The organism is Candidatus Thiodiazotropha sp. AKIB8, assembly GCF_058244675.1.
The window spans coordinates 176,166-195,018 of record NZ_JBSYOO010000031.1 but is presented as its reverse complement, the minus strand read 5'-3'; the positions used below and the strand labels follow the sequence as shown (position 1 = coordinate 195,018).

Below are 18,853 nucleotides of genomic sequence, written 5' to 3'. Positions count from 1 at the left end.
CGTGTGTTTCAGTGTTTTCCGTGGTTCATAAAAAAACTCATTTCCGATTTAGATCGCCATTTTCAAACCAGATGGAACTATAGTTATCCCCGGTAGTAAAAGTGGCAAGATGTTTGACTCGTCCATTGTCGTATCTCAAGGTCAGGTTGTAACCATCGAATTCGTAGCTCCCCATTCGATGACTTGCAGATCCTTTGTTTTTTCTACTACTACCCCCTCCCACGTTCGAACCGATAACAGATGTCGCCGAACCTTCATCATTTGAGATGCTGGTAACCATTGGGCCTCCACCACCTGTTATCTCTCCACCGCCCTGCATCATGCTACTACGGTACTTTTTGAAGCGACCCTGCTTGTCCAGGGTGACGCCCCAAAACGAGGTGCTGGAAAAGTCGAGGCTCGTTGAAGATGAGGTACTTCCCCATGTGCCATCCAGTTTCGTACCCTTGGGAACAGGCTTTGCCACCATTTGAGTACCCCTGGGGAGTTTGAACTGATTCCTGTCAGCAGGCCAGGCAAAACGATACTTTTTACCATCATATTTCCACCAGCCCCAGCGGTCAGGCTCACGACTGCGGGACTGGCCAACATCCAGACTGTTGGGGGCAACAGGAATGCCGTCCATCACCCGTCCATCCTTTGTCAGTAGATAGGCCTCGTGGCGCTGTTGCATAGCGCCATAGCCATAATAGAGATCGAAGGTGTAGATAATGGCTTCTATATCATCTTGTGAAAGGCCATCACCAGGATTGGTAACATATTTGTATCGCTTGGCTTCTGCCTCAGCCGCATTTTCAGCTTCCTCCCGGGCGCTGGGTGAGAGTCGATCTGGCGGGTTTACCCAGGTCAGGCGATATTTGTCATCGTCACTGCGGGCGTAGATTGTCTCTTTTCCTGTACTTCTATGTACGCCATAAACACAGAAATCACTTTTCGGGTAGATAGTACTGTTATAAAAATCGCCGCGAATGTTTAACCTGCCTGTCAGCTGCGAGTAGACGTAGTGACCTTTTTTTTGCTTGCGTTTTTTCTTTTGATAGGCATCAAGAAATTCATATTCTCCGTTTTCATAGAGCATGATCTCATAGCGTGCCTTACTCTTGCCGTTCTTTGTCCTTGAGCCAATATAACGGCCAGGTTTTATTGGGCCACCTGCCTTGATGCTTTTGACCTTCGGCGGTGGGGATTCCATGTCAATGCCTCGCTCTTCTTTTATGGCAGATGCTTTTTCGAACTCTACGAGGTTACCCAGAATCTCTGTGGCCTGGTCCAGATAGGCATTATTTTTCTCATTCTGGGTAAGCAGCATGATTCCCAAGCGGACAAATTGACGATCGGCGCTAAACACATGTGCCATCACTAAACCTGTAGAGCCGTCTGGATTGGTGAATGTGCGATGTCCGTGAGCAAAATTGGCAGTATCACGAACCACATGCTCCTCACTCTTCCAGCTGCCTTTGGGTGCTCTGCTGGAGTAGAGTTTGTTACGAAGCCAACCATCCACGCCTTTATTGTTAAGTGGAACAGCTGGGTAGAACTTTACGAGTATATCGATTTCTGAATTTGATTGAGTCGGCCTGAAAATAACTGTTTTTTTCTCTGCATCAACGTTATAGCTCCAACCGGTAGGCGTCTCAGTAGCGAAGCTGAGGCAGGGATGCCAAATGGAAGTTAATACTATCAATAGCAAAGAGAGAGAGTTCGAATATCTCATATTTATCACTGTTTAGAATGGTTGGGTTATAACTGAATCATCACCATCTTCACTGGATTGAGAGAGGGCAATACTATTTTCATAGCCAGTGCATTGTTGCCAGTCAGAAGCAATTGAGTACGAGATATGAAATATATGCAGAATGATCTGTCTACACAGAAATGAAAGGTTTGAGCGATTCAGTGAGGGGAAAAGTAAAAAGTAGGGTGTGATCTCAAAAGAGATCTCTATTTTACTACACCAATGCATGACATCACTCCATGATATCCGGTGGTTTAAGGTGATTTGCCTCAAAGACTGCCAGATAAACAATTTTGTTGCAAGACGAGATAGATAATCTCAATAAAGAGTGTTATTTACATCGTAGTTATGGAAGGTTACCGAAAAGAGGAGGGTAAGAATTGTTGTTTATTTAGGCTTTGATAAAACAGCTGTGCTGGTTTAGAGTTAAGGGAGCCTCTATTAATTGCTTATGCCCTCTGTGTGACCTGAAGCCTGTAGCTGCAAGGCGAGAGCCGAAGCAAAATGGTTGCTCCATTCTCAAGCATCGCAACGCAGCAGATGCATGCTTCAGGCCGTACGCTACGGGTCGTAAATCCAGAGGGTACAAGCAATTAATCGAGGTGCTCTTAAATACAAATTATTTATGTCAATCACTAAGCTTCGGCGTGTATAAGGATGTAATGAATGGAAAGGATTCTGTTGGTACTGCATTTCCTGCAGTGTCCGCCCCTTTGGAAGCTGATTTGGGTGTTGAATTTGGGGCTCTTGCTATCGTTTACCTGCTCTTCAACAGAGTTGCCTGCGGGGTGGCAGCAGCGCTCCGATAATAAGAAGCATGCACAGATCTTCCAGCCGATCGACTCTGTTACCAAAATACTGATTAAACACTACCCAAAAGAACCACTGCATGGGCGTGGAATCGATAACTGGTTAAGTAACAAATTATCCAATAACAAAGCTCCCCAGGGAGAATGGCAAGACCAGGCAGAAATTGTCAGAGATAGCGCAAATTATGCACATGGTGCAAGATCGTTTCTGAGAAAGGATGGTAGTCTGGGTCTGCTGGATGCTGTAGCAGTAACTGTTGATCGAGAACATGCAAGGCTTGCGTTCATGATTCGTGATATGAAGAGCGGTGATAATGATCTGCTACAGCAAGGTTACCAAATTCTGACCCGTATTTTTCAAATAGAAAAAGCTGATGCTGTAAACGAAGGCCGCAAAAAAGATATAGAAACCAGACCACCGAAAATTGAAGGCATGAAGATAGGTGGCGCGATCAAGCCAGGACGCTATGTCGGCTCTAAAACCAGGAATAATGAGGTGATATGGCATGTTGAAGTCATATTATATGAAAGTGGTGAATATGAATTTATAAGAGGATACAACAAATCAGGCAGATACCTTTACTCGCAGGCACTGGGTAGGCTCAATATGGTTGATGATTTTTACAACAGTTCATACAAGCCTAATAGAAACTTCTGCGTCTATGGTGTTCATAAACTGAGTAGCAAGCCTATGATCTATGCACGTGAAGATAGCAATCTCTATCGTCTCAGATGGGAAAAACCGGTTGACCGTCTCTCTCCCAGACAGAGAAAACACCTTCATGAGATGGAGAAAGTAGGCACCTATGGCTATAAATATTTGGCAGAGAAGGGTGAAGGCATTAGTAATGATCAGATTGAAACAATTTTATACACCTATGAAGATACCTACCAAATTGGTGGCATGGAAACAGATGAATCGATCTATCTTCTAATGAAAGATGGGCGGGTCAGGGATGGTTTGCCCATTGCACCCTCTAGGATGGACGTGGCGAAATCGCGCAGTCGAGAGCCTAATAGATGGGGCTGGTGGAAGTATGAAGATAATCGTTACAGTTTTTCGTGGAATATAGAACGCAGGAACTACAAAGTGCCTAAAGGTAAACAGATTAAAACTGTGCCTATACCAAAGGGTACCCGCTTAACAGGTGATTGGGGTGCTTCATCCTCTTTTGTAAGTATGGATTTCTCTGATATTTCATTTTGGGGAGTTATGTTAAACAGTGATGGACGCTTCAAAAGATACCGTAGAAATACAAAGCAGGCAGGCGGATCTGTTGGATCGCCATTTGGGTTTGGAGACTTGGTCACAGCATATAACTCAGATGAGTATTCTGCTGTAAATGTAATCGGTGAGAGAGTGGGTGGTGGTTCAAGTACAAGAAGAAAACCCAATAGTAATCGCATCGGTAGTTATGAATTTGATGGATACACGTTGACACTTAAATATGATAGCGGTGTTGTGAAATATCTGCCTACATTTGGTACCTCTGATGAGTTCAGAGGTATTTGGTTTGAAGGTGGTTATTTATATAAAACTGATTGATTGACAGAGGTCGATCAGTGTTGATCAGAGCATATAATCTATTCAGGGAAAGCATTTATGAAAAGGATGATGGTACTTCTGTTAGTGTTTCTGGCTAATTCGATCAGCATGGCAAGTGAGATTCCTGTAGGTTGGAATCGAACCGTCGACAATAAAAAAAACACGATAGTCTTCAAGCCGAAAGATCAAAATATCGATATCATGGTGAAATACTATCCCGCTGAGTTACTAGAGGGGCGTAGTGTAGACGCCTGGGTACGCAACAAACTCTTTAACAGTAAGGCTCCCAGAGGAGAGTGGGTAGGAGAAGGAAAAAAAGTCAACAGAAGAAGTTACAATCGAGCATTTGGCTTTCGTGAATTCCGCAAGGCAGATGGTGATAGAGGTATGTTAGGTGTGATAGGTTTCAGTGCGGATTTGCTATATGTGCGACCAGCTATGGTTTTATATGCGAGTAATGTAGATAAAATATACTACGATCAGGCATTTGAAATATTTCGGAATATAGATGATATTGAGATCGAAAATGCCAAGGCGGAGTGGCGAGGTCTCGATCTTGAAACAGGGACACCAAAGGTTAGGGGTATAAAAAAAGGAGGGCCCATCAAACCAGGTCGATATGTAGGAAAAGAGACGGTTCGTGGTGACGCGCGTTCAACATATAGCATCATGCTTTATGATAATGGTGAGTATGAGTTTCTCAATACCAAGAAGGAGCACATAGGTCACTACGTCTACTCCGAACGTTTTGCAAAACTGTATATCAAAGACCCCTGTTACAACAGTATACAAACTTATAAAAGTTACTGTATCTATGGTGTCAATGAAAAAACAGGAAAGCCGGTTATTTATGCTTACGATGATCCCTCCGAGTATCGATTGAGCTGGATTGATCCTGTAGATCGGTTATCACCAAGTCAAAGAAAAAAAATTAAAAGTAAAAAAAAGAGGGGGTACCCTTATGTCACAAATCCAGGTGAAGGCCTCCCTGTTGCTCAGATTGAAACCATTCTCTATGTTTATGAAGAGTCTGCAGAGCCGGGAAATCGTCCACTAAATGAAGAGATCTACCTGCTCACAAAAGATGGGCGTGTAATGGATAACCTACCTGTCGCCCCAAATATACTGGACGTGTCGAAATCACGAAACCGGGAACCGGACAGATGGGGTTGGTGGAAGTTCGATGGTCAACGCTATAGTTTTGCCTGGAATGTTGATAAATCACATTATGTTGTGCCCAAAGGCAAACAGAAAAAAACAGAACCGATTCCATTCGGTACCCATTTACAAGGGGTGTGGCTTGCATCATCCACACACAGCGGTTCCGACTTTTCCAGTACTGAATTCAGGGGTGAACGCCTTACCAAGGCAGGGCGATTTGTATACATCAATAGAAAAGAGGTGAAAGTAAATGGTAAGAAAATTAATAAAGATGATGGGAGAGGAAGTCTGCAACCCGATGATGATCAAAAGGGATTATATGAATTTGACGGTTATAGTTTAACTATAAGATATGATAATGGTGATGAGTGGCGCATTCCCACCTTTACCCTCGACGGTAGATTAAAATATATTTGGTTTCGTGGTGTACTATTAGATCAACAATCATAGGTATACGATGGGCATGACTGCAATATTTGCTGAGTGTCATGATACTCATGTTCTGGATAGTAGATTACCTTTGAATAAGTTTTTTGCTGTAGTAGTGTGACATACTTTAGGTGCATAAGATATTTAAGTATGCTCAGCCTTGCTTAAAGGATATGACTTCTTTTTTACGTGTGCAGAGTGCTGAAGTTTCACAATGTGTCAACCTCAAAATACAATCATCCATGCATCTGCTGCGTTGTTATCCTTAAGAATGGAACAACCATTCTGCTTCGTCTCACACCTGGCAGCTACACGCTTCAGGTCACGCAGAGGGTATAAGCAAAGAGTGAAGTGCCCATAATATATACATCAGTGCATTTCAAAAAACTGCATTCACTGACTAGTCAACTGTAGACCGATTCAGCGTTACGGATCTTCGCAATAGCTAGGTTATTGCGAAGATCCAAACCCTGAATTGACCCATATTGATCAACAACCTGTTCCGCTCAAACTTAACTCAGAGGTCACTTATAGGATAGTATCGTTCGGGTACCTTATCAGTTCGATAGGGCTGATTGTAATTAAACCATCATTTCCGTGGTTCACTCTATCCCTACCGCGGCCGCCATCCAGGTTGTCACAGCCTGGGCCACCTACCAGATAATCCCGGCCCTTATTACCGGAGATGTTATCGTTTCCGTAACCACCACGAAGGTGATCATTTCCCTTGCCACCGGAGATGTTGTCATCTCCAAAGCCGCCATCAACATAGTCATGACCCCTGCCAGCGTGGATATTATCATCACCCTGCATACCATAGATGCGGTCATTGCCTTTGCCACCGTAGATATTGTCATTACCATAGCTACCGAAGATGGTGTCATGACCTCTATCCCCATGGATAGTGTCGTTACCACAGCCGCCATGGATCATGTCGTTACCTTTACCGCCACGGATATTGTCATCACCCCGGCCACCATAGATACGGTCATTGCCTTTGCCGCCGATAATATTGTCGTTGCCGCAGCGACCGAAGATGGTGTCATTGCCTTTATCGCCACGGATGGTGTCATTACCGCAGCCGCCATCGATCATGTCACTACCCTTTCCGCCACGGATATTGTCATCACCGCGACCGCCATAGATTTTATCGTTTCCTTTACCGCCTCTGATTGTGTCATTGCCCGCACCGCCGTAGATGGTATCGTTGCCTTTGCCGCCGATCAGAGTGTCGTTGCCGCAACCACCATAGATTGTGTCGTTACCCTTGCCGCCATCTATAGTGATATTGTTCTTGGGGCCATACAGCTGATGACCTGTCATAGTAATGGTGTCATTGCCTCTACCACCTTTGATCACTAGATTTCGAGCCTCATCAGAGGAGAAATGGTGGCACTCATTATCATTGACTGTCACATCGACAGAGCCATCGATGTTGGTATGAACGTTGATTTTATCATTGCCGTTTCTAGCGTCTAGAACGACCTTTCCTGTGTTACCAAAACACCCCCTGTTACCTCGATCTACTGTGGTTGAGTTAGAGAGTTCTGACATTCTTGCACGGATTGATGAGAATATTCCCATTACTGTTCTCCCTGTTAGCTAGGTTCCATAATGAATCGTTGAAAATTTCTTTAAAACTATTAAACAGCTGAAATCAGTTCTGGAAAAGATGGGAATCACCCTAGCTAGGGTTAGCCCGGATAGGATATTCATTCTATTTTATATTTGTTGAATACAAATCTCATGAATTCAGAATTTTGGTGTGCGATAAGGATGTCTATTCGGACTGACAGGCCTGAGTGAATTAGATAAATGAAATTCTTACTCTACTGGCAAGCCATTATGGATCTAACAGTCTTGCTAACAGCAATAATTGCCTGGTAAGCGTATGCCAAAGAAAATGGAACAGACATAAAAAAACCCTGAAAACAGGGTCTCTATCACTTCAGGTAGTCTGTGATGGTCTTGGAATATGGTGCCGAGGAGAGGACTTGAACCTCCACGGGGTTGCCCCCACTAGCACCTGAAGCTAGCGTGTCTACCAATTTCACCACCTCGGCAGATGTGGTCTTCCGGCACCAGGCCGGTTGGAGACCGCGAACTCTACAACCAGTTTCCGCATCTGTCAATATTTGGTTAGCCTTGAATTTGTTGTAGTCTCATTGTTCCTCTTTGCCGAGTAATATGAAGATCTGTTCTGGTCTTGGATATGGGAGACAATGGTTGATCCGGAACTGCCTTTCTCTACCTATTGCCCTTTGACCTGAGGCCTAATATAGGTCTCTGAATTTTGCAATCAATATGAGAAACTACGCTTGATTACGTTCCTTGAATCTAAATGGACCTTATTTTTTATGATGATGTCACGCTACCTCAATATTGGTCTGACCTTGAAGCTGTTGCTTCTGTCTATGCTGATGACTGCGCAATCCGCAATGGGCCTCTCTCTGGACGGTAACTATATTCAGGGGGGCATGTTGATTGGCCAGGTAGTGCCTGGAGCGAGTGTCGAGTTCAATGGGAAACCGGTGAAGGTCTCTAAAAATGGTGAATTTTTGCTCGGTTTTGACCGGGATGCACCGTTAGAGCATAAGTTGGTGGTGCGTCGGGACGGTCAACCTCAACAGTCAAGGCTTTTCACTATCGAGAAACGTGAGTATCAGATTCAGAATATCACCGGACTGCCTCCCAGCAAGGTGACACCACCAAAACGTAACTGGGACAGGATCAAAAAGGAAGTTGCTCAGGTCAAGCAGGCGCGTAAGCTGAATGAGGATCGTGATGATTATCGCAGCGGTTTTATCTGGCCGTCGAAGGGGAGGATTTCCGGGGTATACGGTAGTCAGAGGGTTCTCAACGGTAAACCTAAAAGACCCCACTATGGTGTGGATGTCGCAGCTCCAGTGGGCACCTTGGTAGTCTCACCTGCTGATGGTGTGGTGACGATGACTCATTCTGATATGTTCTACTCAGGAGGAACTTTGATTATCGACCACGGCCTCCATCTTTCGTCCTCATTTTTACATCTCAGCAAAATCCTGGTAGAGGATGGGCAAGTGGTGAAGCAGGGGGATCCTATTGCGGAGATTGGTGCCACAGGGCGTGTAACCGGCCCCCATTTGGACTGGCGTATGAACTTGGGTGCTGCTCGGATCGACCCCCAGCTGCTGGTACCATCAATGCCTGAGTAGGATCTGAATTCAATGGGGTAGGGTAGGAGCCACTCTATGGCATATCTATGATAAAGTGCCCCTCAATCTGAAATTGTATTCTCTTCTCTCTAATTTAATGGAAAAATAATGAGACCGATGAAGCAACTGGCGACACTTTTTCTGATCTGTTGGATCCCTTCAATTCAGGCTGATGACTTGATGTCAGTCTATCGTCTTGCACTGGATAACGACCCTCAACTGCAAGCCGCAAAAGAGCAGCTGAACTCTGCCCGTGAGTCAAAGAGTTTAGCTCGTTCCCAGCTGTTACCCACTGTGGGGCTGGGTGGGACCTATGATGCGGTCCGTAGTGATGTCAAAACACTGCAAGGTACTTCTGTCGACGAGACAAGCAACTATCGAGAGAGTGGGTTGGGGCTGAATTTGACCCAACCTATCTACCGTCGTGACCGTTTGGTGCAGCTGGAACAGGCTGACAGTACAATAGCTCAGGCTGAAGCGGAATATGCTGCAGCTGAGATCGAATTGATGGTACGCAGCACCACCGCCTATTTTGATATCCTCTCCGCTGAGGATGATGTGAGAGTGGCCAATGCTGAACGTGAAGCCACAGGCCGGCAGCTGGAGCAGGCGCAGCAACGGTTCGATGTGGGATTGATCGCAATCACTGATGTGCATGAGGCCAAAGCGGCTTACGATGCAGCAAGAGCTGCCGAAATTGCTGCTGAAAACAGTCTGGATAATGCCTGGGAGGCACTCTACGAGATCATTGGTCCCCAGCCTAAAAGCGACTTGGGCAAGCTGGGAGATGGGCTGTTGTTGAACCCACCGGTGCCCAATAAACTGCAAGACTGGTCAGATACTGCTCAGCAGCAGAACTACAGTATTATTGCCGCCCGCTCCAACCTTAAAGTGCTTGAGCAGGAGATCGATGTCAGTAAATCGGGTCACTACCCAACCCTGGATCTGGTTGGTGGCTATTCGATAAATCGCAGTGACAGTGATAGGGCAACCGAAGCAGATACTGGCAGAATAGGTCTCTCCCTCGAGGTGCCTCTCTATACCGGTGGTGCAGTGAGTGCCTCCACCCGCCAATCCCAGGCCAACTTTCGCGCCGCCCAGCAGAGCCTGGATCTAACCCGTCGTTCAGTGAACCGACAGGTGAGGGATGCGTTTCGTGGTGTGCTCTCCGCCATCAGTCAGGTTGAAGCGCTTAAGGCGGCAACTGTCTCCGCTCAAAGTGCTTTGGAATCTACCCAGGCTGGATATGAGGTTGGTACCCGTACGATCGTTGATGTATTGAATGTGCAGCGCAATCTCTTCTCATCACAGCGGGACTATCTCAACTCCCGCTATGGCTATATTCTCAATGGTCTGGTTCTCAAATCCGCAGCAGGTACCCTGAGTGAGACGGACCTGGAAAATGTCAATGGTTGGCTGGAAAAGTGATTGAAATCAAGGGGTAGATTCTGTGTCTGGTAATACCATTGGCAAACTCTTTACGGTGACCTCATTTGGAGAGTCCCATGGCCCGGCTATTGGTTGTATTGTCGATGGTTGTCCTCCAGGGATGCCTCTTTCCGCTGAGGATCTTCAGCACGATCTTGATCGTCGTAAGCCAGGCACATCACGCCATACTACACAACGTCGGGAAGCGGATGAGGTGCAGATTCTCTCTGGTGTTTTTGAAGGTAAAACCACAGGTACTCCGATTGGTCTGATCATCAACAATACCGACCAACGTTCGAAAGACTACTCCGATATCATGGATCGCTTCCGTCCTGGACATGCGGACTACACCTACAACCAGAAATATGGTTTCCGTGACTATCGCGGGGGCGGTCGCTCTTCAGCCAGGGAGACGGCAATGCGGGTGGCTGCCGGAGGTATTGCCAAAAAGTATCTCTTCGAGCGGTATGGTATTCAGGTTCGGGGGTATCTTTCACAGCTCGGCCCGGTTCGTATTGAGCAGTTTGATTGGGACCAGGTCGATAAAAACCCCTTCTTCTCTCCAGACGCGGATAAGGTTTCAGAGATGGAGGCCTACATGGATGCACTGCGCAAAGAGGGTAATTCTGTCGGCGCTCGTATCAATGTTGTGGCCAGCGGTATGATGGCCGGCTTGGGTGAGCCAATCTTTGATCGTCTCGATGCAGACCTGGCCCATGCCCTGATGAGTATCAATGCGGTCAAAGGGGTGGAGATAGGAGATGGTTTTCTCGCTGTCGAGCAGAAAGGTACAGAACATCGGGATGAGATGACCCCGGATGGCTTTCTTACCAACCATGCGGGTGGCGTACTGGGGGGTATCTCCAGCGGCCAGGACCTGCTGGCCTCGATTGCACTCAAACCAACATCCAGTCTTCGTCTGCCTGGTCAGACGGTCAATCGTTCCGGTGAATCTGTGGAAGTGGTGACGCAAGGGCGTCATGATCCCTGTGTCGGTATTCGCGCCACCCCGATTGCTGAAGCGATGATGGCCATTGTTGTCTTGGATCATGTATTGCGTAATCGTGGGCAGAACATGGATGTCCAGTCAGGTCTCGCAGATCTTGGTAGCAACAGCTAACAGCTGCTCGTCACGCTGATATGCGCCATTTATACCTCACTCCACACTAGGGCCTGTTAACACTAATCGAATCGGCCCTGTTGCCCCTGAAAAAGCGCCAATCAAGGCGCGAGGAGAGAGGTTTGGTCACACCAAATGAACCACGAGCAACGCCGAGTGGCGTTTTTTCAGGGGTAACCCGAAGGGCTGAGACTATTTTTCCGCCCAGCGGCGTTATCATTCGCTCATGTAGAATGACTACACTTCGCTTATTCTGCCTTGCTGGACGAAAAAATAGTCTCAGCAGGGCCGATTCGATTAGCGTTAACAGGCCCTAGCAGGATGCCTTACTGGCGCCTTTCCGGATTCTATTTCTTCTACTTTGCGTCCCTGGGTGCACTGCTGCCTTTTTGGGGGCTCTATCTTCTGGATCGAGGTTTTTCACCAGCGCAGATTGGTGAGTTGATGGCGGTCATCATGGTGACCAAGTTGATTGCCCCGAACATATGGGGATGGATTAGCGACCATACCGGTCGGCGTATGCCGATTGTGCGATTGGCCTCTCTACTTTCAGTGATCTGCTTTCTGGGGGTCTTCTTTGTTGAGGGCTATTGGGCGCTTGCGCTGGTCATGATGTTATTCAGTTTCTTCTGGAATGCCTCATTGCCTCAGTTTGAGGCAGTGACCATGAGCTATCTGCGGGAGCGTATTCAAAACTACAGTCGTATCCGTCTCTGGGGTTCGGTTGGATTTATTCTCGCGGTATTGGCGCTGGGATTCCTGTTGGAGCGTTGGGGTGTGGGCGTGGTGCCACAAGTTGTGCTCTTCATCTACATAGGTATCTTCTTTAACAGTCTGCTGGTGCCTGAAAAAGAGGCTGGGCTCTCTCCTTTGGGACAGGGGTCGATACTTGAGGTACTGAAACGCAGGGATATCATCGCATTTTTATTGGTTTGCTTTCTGATGCAGGCAAGCCACAGCGCCTACTACGCCTTCTATTCGATCTATATGGAGGGGATTGGTTACAGCAGTGGTGTGATCGGCCAGTTGTGGGCCTTGGGTGTTGTTGCTGAAGTCCTGGTATTTCTGATTATGCATCGCCTGTTACATCGCTGGGGTGCGCGAACCGTTCTCATTGTCAGTCTGATGATCGCAGTGATTCGTTGGGTACTGGTTGCCTGGGGTTCAGACAATCTTCTACTGGTGTTATTGGCGCAACTGATGCACGCCGCTACTTTCGGCACTTTCCATGCCGCTGCCATACACATGGTGCATCACTATTTTATTGGTCGTCACCAGGGGCGGGGGCAAGCGCTCTATAGCAGTATCAGTTTTGGTGCCGGAGGGGCGGTGGGCAGTCTTATGAGTGGCTATCTTTGGAGTGGTATCGGGCCTGAGATGGCTTATTGGGCTGCGGCTGTTTATGCCTTGATTGCTGTATTCATTGCCAGCCGATGGATTGATCGCCAGGAAGCACCGCTGGTTAGTTGATGCGGTGGATATTCAATTGGCACCCTTATCGACTTGACACTTCTGAGGGAGATGAGTAACTTTCGCACCTGCTGCGCTGCAACATAGCCGCCAATATTGGCGAAGCATCAGCATTTCTTTACAACTTGATACTCTCCGGAGCTCCCTAAATGGCCATCGAACGCACTTTTTCAATTGTTAAACCTGACGCGGTTGCAAAAAACCTGATCGGTAAAATCTACGCCCGTTTTGAAGACGCCGGTCTGAAGATTGTCGCGTCTCGTATGCTGCATCTCAGCCGTGAACAGGCCGGGGAGTTCTACGCTGTACATAAGGAGCGACCTTTCTACAATGACCTGATCGATTTCATGACCTCTGGTCCGGTGATGGTGCAGGTTCTGGAAGGGGAGAATGCCATCAGTCGTAATCGGGAGATCATGGGTGCTACCAATCCTCAGGAAGCGGCCCCTGGCACTATTCGTGCGGATTTCGCCGAGACTGTTGATGAAAATGCGGTTCATGGCTCAGATGGACCGGACACTGCTAAAGAGGAGATCGGTTTTTTCTTCCCTGAAGGTGTCTGCGAGCGTACCCGTTAACTGACGCTAGGATCGCTATGGGCCAGCAGTTGTTGGCTCATGGCGTTTGCTGCATTTGATAGCGTCCGCTTACGGTGTGTCACTATGCCTAGAGAGCGGCTCAGTTGCAGTTCCGGGACTTCCAGTTTCTGGATCTCTCCTTCCTCAAGAAATATCTCCGGTAGCAGACTCCAACCCAGGCCGATGCTGGTCATCATTTTGAGTGTCTCCAGATAGTCGGTTGCAAGGGTGCAGTTTACTTCGAGTTGCATTTCATTGACCGACTGTTCCAGCAGAGTTCGCGTATAGGTTCCCTTTGTCGGCAACACAGCTGGATAATCGACCAGTTGAGCTGCTGCAATCGATTCCTGCTGGGCCAGCTCGTGATCCGGGCCGATTGCTACACAAAGTGGATCGTGCCATATCTTTCGGGTTTCCAGGGTTTCGATGGGATTAAGGGGGAGGGTGACAACAGCCATCTCCAGTTCTCCATGTTCAACCGCCTGGCAGGCCTTTTCCGATTCCATAAAACGAATGTCCAGCGCTGCTTTTGGGTAGCAGTCTGTAAAGCCTCTTAGTACAGGCGGGAGTCGGTGCAGGCCGATATGGTGGCTGGTGCCCATGATCAGTTGACCCGAGATCTCCCCCGAGAGATTTGAGAGTCCCCGCTGTATGTCAGCCATCTCCTGTAGGATCTGTTCGGCTCTGGGTAGTAGCTGTTGTCCCGCCTCTGTGAGAAAGATCTGACGCCCAACACGATCGAAAAGACGTACTGAAAGCTCGTTCTCAAGAGCGGCCACCCGTTTGCTGACGGCGGGCTGGGTCAAGTAGAGGGTCTCCCCCGCAAGAGAGAATGAGCCCTCCCGGGCAACCTGAACAAAGGCACGAAGTGATGCAAAATCCATATCTATTCCTAATGGGAATGGAAAAAATGAAAAATATGAATTTGTATTATGTAGCACACTCCCCTATGTTTTGACTACCGCCGAATCAGGTTTTTCGGAAGATCAGCAAGAGGAGAGAGAGATGAGTGCAAAGACGCTATACGACAAATTATGGGAGACCCATCTGGTGCGATCCGATGAGGATGGTACTGCACTGATCTATATCGATCGCCATCTGGTGCATGAAGTCACTTCCCCTCAGGCATTTGAAGGCCTGCGGATTGCGGGTCGAAAGCCCTGGCGTACCGAGGCCAATCTGGCAACGCCGGACCATAATGTTCCTACCACAGAGCGTTCTGGAGGGGTTAAAACCATCGTTGATCCGGTCTCCCGATTACAAGTAGAGACCCTGGATCAGAACTGTCAGGATTTTGCTATTACAGAGTTTAAAATGCTCGATCCAAGACAGGGCATAGTGCATGTGATCAGTCCTGAACAGGGAGCGACACTCCCCGGTATGACTGTGGTATGTGGTGACTCCCATACCTCGACGCATGGTGCAATGGGTGCTCTGGCTTTCGGTATCGGAACTTCTGAGGTTGAACATGTACTGGCCACTCAGTGCCTGATTCAGAAAAAGTCGAAATCGATGCAGGTTCGTGTCGAAGGGGAGGTCAGACCCGGAGTTACCGCGAAAGATATCGTTTTGGCGATTATCGGCAGGATCGGTACCGCTGGTGGGACAGGCTTTGCTATCGAATTTGCCGGGGATGCAATCGAGGCGCTGTCGATCGAAGGCCGCCTGACGCTATGTAACATGGCCATTGAGGCTGGCGCCAGAGCTGGCTTCGTCGCAGTTGACCAAAAGACCATCGACTATGTCAAAGGCAGACCTTATGCGCCGGAAGGCGATGAGTGGGAAAAGGCTGTTGCCAATTGGCAGACACTTCACAGCGATCCGGGTGCTGGCTTCGATCAGGTTATTGAACTTGATGCGGCTGACATCGCCCCTCAAGTGACCTGGGGCACTTCACCTGAAATGGTAGTGGGTGTTGATCAATTCGTACCTGATCCTGCAGATGAATCTGACCGGGTCAAGGCAGAGGGGATGAGTCGGGCTCTGCAATATATGGGGCTGGAGGCTGGAACTCCGATAAAGCAGATCACCGTCGACAAGGTTTTCATCGGTTCTTGTACCAACTCCCGTATCGAGGATCTGCGTGCCGCAGCCGAGGTAGCAAAGGGTAAGCGGATTGCAGAGAACGTCAAGTTGGCACTGGTTGTACCGGGTTCCGGTCTGGTCAAAGCGCAGGCTGAACAAGAGGGGTTGGACCAGATCTTTGTTGAGGCTGGCTTCGAATGGCGTGAACCTGGTTGTTCCATGTGTCTGGCTATGAATGCAGATCGGTTGGAACCTGGAGAGCGCTGTGCTTCAACCTCCAATCGTAATTTTGAAGGAAGACAAGGGCAGGGTGGCCGAACCCATTTGGTCAGTCCTGCAATGGCTGCAGCTGCAGCTGTTAATGGACATTTTGTCGATCTTTGAATGAAGAATTATTGTTAAGTATATTCATTAATTACATGAAAAATATTAAGAATATGCTGAATGAGAGGATAAGTTAATGGATAAATTCGAAATCTTTACCGGCATTGTCTGCCCGCTGGATCGATCCAATGTAGACACTGACGCCATTATTCCGAAACAGTTTCTAAAGTCGATTAAGCGATCTGGGTTCGGTCCCAATCTGTTTGATGAGTGGCGCTATCTGGATCAGGGTGAGCCGGGTATGGATAACAGCAATCGCCCTTTGAACCCTGATTTTGTACTCAATGATTCCCGTTACCAGGGTGCACAGCTATTGCTGGCTCGGGAGAACTTCGGTTGTGGTTCATCCAGGGAGCACGCCCCTTGGGCTTTGGAAGACTATGGGTTCAAGGTTATTATCGCCCCGAGTTATGCTGATATTTTCTTTAATAATTGTTTCAAGAATGGCATATTACCCGTTGTTCTTGATGAGAAAAAAGTTGATGATCTGTTTGCTCAGGCAACCCTTGAACAGGCACTTTCCCTGACTGTGGATCTGCAGGCTCAAGAGCTGCTCAAAGGGGATGGCGAACGGATCGTTTTTGAGGTGGACCCTTTTCGTAAGCATTGTTTGCTCAATGGGCTGGATGATATCGGCCTGACTCTGCAACATGTTGATTTGATCAAGGCCTATGAAGCGCGACGAAAGAGTGAAGCGCCTTGGCTGTTTTCTTGAGGTGAGGATAGATGAGCAAACAAATTTTAATTCTGCCAGGTGATGGTATTGGTCCGGAAATCGTAACTGAAGCGGTCAAGGTTTTAGCCGCCTTACGAGATGGTTACGGACTCGATATCGATATGGATGAGGCACTGATTGGTGGTGCAGCAATCGATGCCACCGGTGGCCCACTACCCGATGCCACTCTGGATCTGGCAAAAGAGGCGGATGCCATTCTGCTCGGTGCAGTTGGCGGACCGAAATGGGAGCAGCTTGATATCTCTATTCGTCCAGAGAAAGGTCTTTTGGGGCTCCGCGCCGAGTTGAATCTATTCGCTAACTTACGCCCGGCAATTCTCTATCCGCAGCTGGCCGAAGCTTCCAGCCTGAAAGCCGATATCGTATCGGGGCTGGATATCATGATCGTGCGTGAGCTGACCGGAGGTATCTACTTCGGACAACCCAGAGGTATCCGCGAGCTGGAAGGTGGCGAACGTCAGGGATTCAATACGCTGGTATATAAGGAGTCTGAAGTCGAGCGCATCGCACAGGTTGCCTATGACATTGCCAAAAAACGTGACAATCGGGTCTGCTCTGTAGATAAGGCGAATGTTCTTGAATCAACAGAGCTATGGCGTGAAGTAGTGACACGGGTCGGCAGTGAGCATACCGAAGTCTCTCTAAGTCATATGTATGTAGACAATGCTGCCATGCAGCTGGTGAAATGGCCCAAACAGTTCGATGTGATTGTGACCACCAACATGTTTGGCGATATTCTTTCTGATTGTGCGGCGATGTTGACAGGTTCTATCGGTATGTTGCCATCTGCATCACTGGATGAGCAGAGTAAGGGTATGTATGAGCCTATTCATGGCTCAGCTCCGGATATTGCCGGTAAGGGGGTTTCCAATCCGTTGGCGACGATACTCTCGGTTGCAATGATGTTGCGTTACAGTCTTGATGAGAGCGATATGGCAGATCGCGTGGAGCAGGCTGTAAACAGAGTACTGGATCAAGGATTGCGTACAGCGGATATCTTTGCTGATGGCATGACAGAAGTTAATTGTGAAGCAATGGGCGATGCAGTGGTTGCCGCGCTGGATTGAGTGTGATGGTATTGGCTGATTGCTTCTAAAAGTTTTTCTAACAGGTTATTGAAGATGAAAAGAGTCGGTTTTGTTGGTTGGCGTGGCATGGTGGGTTCAGTTCTTATGGGGCGCATGCTCGAAGAGAATGACTTTTCCCTGATTGATGAGCCGGTCTTCTTCACAACCTCCCAGGTTGGGCAGGCTGGCCCCGATATCGGTAAGTCGATTCCCGCCCTTAAAGATGCTGCATCGCTGGATGAGTTGATGGCTATGGAGGCCATCGTGACCTGTCAGGGAGGCAGTTATACGAATCAAGTTTACGATCAATTACGTGCAGCCGGCTGGCAAGGCTACTGGATTGATGCCGCTTCCAGTCTGCGTATGAAAGATCATACGTTGATAGTGCTTGATCCAGTCAATGAGTCGGTGATTCGTGATGGTCTGGTTGCTGGGAAACGTGACTTCATTGGAGGTAACTGTACAGTCAGCCTGATGCTGATGGCTTTGGGCGGGCTGTTTCGTGAAGATCTGGTGGAGTGGGCAACTTCAATGACCTACCAGGCAGCTTCAGGTGCTGGTGCACGTAATATGCGTGAATTGATCAGTCAGATGGGAGCCTTGGAGGTGGCGGTGCATGATCAGTTGATGGATCCCGCTTCTGCAATTCTTGATATCGACCGCAAAGTTGCTGATACCATGCGTAGCGACGCTTTTCCAACAGATAACTTCGGGGCTGCCCTTGCCGGAAGCCTGATCCCATGGATCGATGTGCCTCTTGAAAATGGCCAGAGCAAGGAGGAGTGGAAAGGTTATGTTGAGACCAATAAAATATTGGGCCGAAGTGATAACCCGATCCCAATAGATGGAACCTGTGTACGAATCGGGGCTATGCGCTGCCACAGTCAGGCGCTGACCATAAAGTTACGTAAGGATGTGCCGATAGACGAGGTGGAGTCGATACTGGATGGCGCCAATGATTGGGTGCAAGTTGTTCCGAATCAGCGTGATGTCACAGTGAGTGATTTGAATCCAGCTCAGGTGACTGGAACCTTGAGTGTTCCGGTCGGACGTCTGCGAAAGATGAACCTGGGTGAGGAGTATCTGAATGCCTTCACTGTTGGTGACCAGTTACTTTGGGGTGCTGCAGAACCATTGCGACGGATGTTGAGGATATTGCTGGAAGGATAAT

14 protein-coding genes and 1 tRNA gene are annotated in these 18,853 nt (G+C 48.1%); 11 read left to right on the top strand and 4 right to left on the bottom strand.

Annotation, left to right across the window (positions count from 1 at the left end; translation table 11 throughout):
• Positions 1 to 37: 37 nt before the first annotated feature.
• Complete coding sequence (locus tag AC4IFB_RS09775) at positions 38 to 1,714, bottom strand: hypothetical protein (RefSeq protein WP_490780055.1); 1,677 nt, start codon at positions 1,712 to 1,714, stop codon at positions 38 to 40.
• Between the two features lie 1,116 nt (positions 1,715 to 2,830).
• On the opposite strand from AC4IFB_RS09775, the gene AC4IFB_RS09770 reads away from it, so the two are divergent.
• A complete protein-coding gene (locus AC4IFB_RS09770) occupies positions 2,831 to 4,090 on the top strand; it encodes a hypothetical protein (protein WP_490776292.1) in 1,260 nt (419 codons plus the stop codon).
• A 57-nt stretch (positions 4,091 to 4,147) separates the two neighbouring features.
• Entirely contained in the window at positions 4,148 to 5,701 is a 1,554-nt protein-coding gene (locus AC4IFB_RS09765; protein WP_490780054.1) for a hypothetical protein, read from the top strand.
• Positions 5,702 to 6,208: 507 nt separating this feature from the next.
• Here the strand turns inward: AC4IFB_RS09765 and AC4IFB_RS09760 are convergent.
• Both AC4IFB_RS09760 and AC4IFB_RS09755 read right to left on the bottom strand, forming a co-directional pair.
• Positions 6,209 to 7,264, bottom strand: a complete 1,056-nt coding sequence (locus tag AC4IFB_RS09760) for a calcium-binding protein (RefSeq protein WP_490776290.1) — start codon at positions 7,262 to 7,264, stop codon at positions 6,209 to 6,211.
• A gap of 392 nt (positions 7,265 to 7,656) precedes the next feature.
• Positions 7,657 to 7,743, bottom strand: a tRNA-Leu gene (locus tag AC4IFB_RS09755).
• A 294-nt stretch (positions 7,744 to 8,037) separates the two neighbouring features.
• Here AC4IFB_RS09755 and AC4IFB_RS09750 point away from each other — a divergent pair.
• The 5 genes from AC4IFB_RS09750 (at position 8,038) to ndk (ending at position 13,470) form a co-directional block, all read left to right on the top strand.
• Positions 8,038 to 8,874, top strand: coding sequence for a M23 family metallopeptidase (locus AC4IFB_RS09750; protein ID WP_490780053.1), 837 nt, complete (start codon positions 8,038 to 8,040; stop codon positions 8,872 to 8,874).
• Positions 8,875 to 8,982: 108 nt separating this feature from the next.
• Positions 8,983 to 10,302, top strand: a complete 1,320-nt coding sequence (locus AC4IFB_RS09745) for a TolC family outer membrane protein (RefSeq protein WP_490780052.1) — start codon at positions 8,983 to 8,985, stop codon at positions 10,300 to 10,302.
• 22 nt (positions 10,303 to 10,324) lie between these two features.
• Positions 10,325 to 11,422 carry a chorismate synthase gene (gene aroC / locus AC4IFB_RS09740; protein WP_490780051.1) on the top strand — a complete coding sequence of 366 codons (1,098 nt, stop codon included), beginning with the start codon at positions 10,325 to 10,327 and terminating at the stop codon, positions 11,420 to 11,422.
• Positions 11,423 to 11,743: 321 nt separating this feature from the next.
• A complete protein-coding gene (locus AC4IFB_RS09735; RefSeq protein WP_490776286.1) occupies positions 11,744 to 12,892 on the top strand; it encodes an MFS transporter in 1,149 nt (382 codons plus the stop codon).
• A 149-nt stretch (positions 12,893 to 13,041) separates the two neighbouring features.
• The gene (gene ndk, locus AC4IFB_RS09730; protein WP_490776285.1) at positions 13,042 to 13,470 is read left to right on the top strand and encodes a nucleoside-diphosphate kinase; all 429 of its coding nucleotides are present in this window, start codon (positions 13,042 to 13,044) and stop codon (positions 13,468 to 13,470) included.
• Here the strand turns inward: ndk and AC4IFB_RS09725 are convergent.
• Positions 13,467 to 14,354, bottom strand: a complete 888-nt coding sequence (locus AC4IFB_RS09725; protein WP_490780050.1) for a LysR family transcriptional regulator — start codon at positions 14,352 to 14,354, stop codon at positions 13,467 to 13,469. The genes ndk and AC4IFB_RS09725 overlap by 4 nt on opposite strands.
• 121 nt (positions 14,355 to 14,475) lie before the next feature.
• On the opposite strand from AC4IFB_RS09725, the gene leuC reads away from it, so the two are divergent.
• From leuC to asd, 4 genes are all read left to right on the top strand, one after another.
• Positions 14,476 to 15,879, top strand: coding sequence for a 3-isopropylmalate dehydratase large subunit (leuC, locus tag AC4IFB_RS09720; protein WP_490780049.1), 1,404 nt, complete (start codon positions 14,476 to 14,478; stop codon positions 15,877 to 15,879).
• Between the two features lie 76 nt (positions 15,880 to 15,955).
• Complete coding sequence (gene leuD / locus AC4IFB_RS09715) at positions 15,956 to 16,594, top strand: 3-isopropylmalate dehydratase small subunit (RefSeq protein ID WP_490780048.1); 639 nt, start codon at positions 15,956 to 15,958, stop codon at positions 16,592 to 16,594.
• Between the two features lie 11 nt (positions 16,595 to 16,605).
• Positions 16,606 to 17,682, top strand: coding sequence for a 3-isopropylmalate dehydrogenase (leuB, locus tag AC4IFB_RS09710; protein ID WP_490780047.1), 1,077 nt, complete (start codon positions 16,606 to 16,608; stop codon positions 17,680 to 17,682).
• A gap of 54 nt (positions 17,683 to 17,736) precedes the next feature.
• Entirely contained in the window at positions 17,737 to 18,852 is a 1,116-nt protein-coding gene (gene asd / locus AC4IFB_RS09705; protein ID WP_490780046.1) for an aspartate-semialdehyde dehydrogenase, read from the top strand.
• Position 18,853: the final 1 nt, after the last annotated feature.

Excerpts from the sequence above, each read along its gene's own strand:
- AC4IFB_RS09775 (WP_490780055.1), bottom strand. The coding sequence starts at position 1,714 with ATGAGATATTCGAACTCTCTCTCTTTGCTATTGATAGTATTAACTTCC.
- AC4IFB_RS09770 (WP_490776292.1), top strand. The coding sequence starts at position 2,831 with ATGATTCGTGATATGAAGAGCGGTGATAATGATCTGCTACAGCAAGGT.
- AC4IFB_RS09765 (WP_490780054.1), top strand. The coding sequence starts at position 4,148 with ATGAAAAGGATGATGGTACTTCTGTTAGTGTTTCTGGCTAATTCGATC.
- AC4IFB_RS09760 (WP_490776290.1), bottom strand. The coding sequence starts at position 7,264 with ATGGGAATATTCTCATCAATCCGTGCAAGAATGTCAGAACTCTCTAAC.
- AC4IFB_RS09750 (WP_490780053.1), top strand. The coding sequence starts at position 8,038 with ATGATGATGTCACGCTACCTCAATATTGGTCTGACCTTGAAGCTGTTG.
- AC4IFB_RS09745 (WP_490780052.1), top strand. The coding sequence starts at position 8,983 with ATGAGACCGATGAAGCAACTGGCGACACTTTTTCTGATCTGTTGGATC.
- AC4IFB_RS09735 (WP_490776286.1), top strand. The coding sequence starts at position 11,744 with ATGCCTTACTGGCGCCTTTCCGGATTCTATTTCTTCTACTTTGCGTCC.
- ndk (WP_490776285.1), top strand. The coding sequence starts at position 13,042 with ATGGCCATCGAACGCACTTTTTCAATTGTTAAACCTGACGCGGTTGCA.
- AC4IFB_RS09725 (WP_490780050.1), bottom strand. The coding sequence starts at position 14,354 with ATGGATTTTGCATCACTTCGTGCCTTTGTTCAGGTTGCCCGGGAGGGC.
- leuC (WP_490780049.1), top strand. The coding sequence starts at position 14,476 with ATGAGTGCAAAGACGCTATACGACAAATTATGGGAGACCCATCTGGTG.
- leuD (WP_490780048.1), top strand. The coding sequence starts at position 15,956 with ATGGATAAATTCGAAATCTTTACCGGCATTGTCTGCCCGCTGGATCGA.
- leuB (WP_490780047.1), top strand. The coding sequence starts at position 16,606 with ATGAGCAAACAAATTTTAATTCTGCCAGGTGATGGTATTGGTCCGGAA.
- asd (WP_490780046.1), top strand. The coding sequence starts at position 17,737 with ATGAAAAGAGTCGGTTTTGTTGGTTGGCGTGGCATGGTGGGTTCAGTT.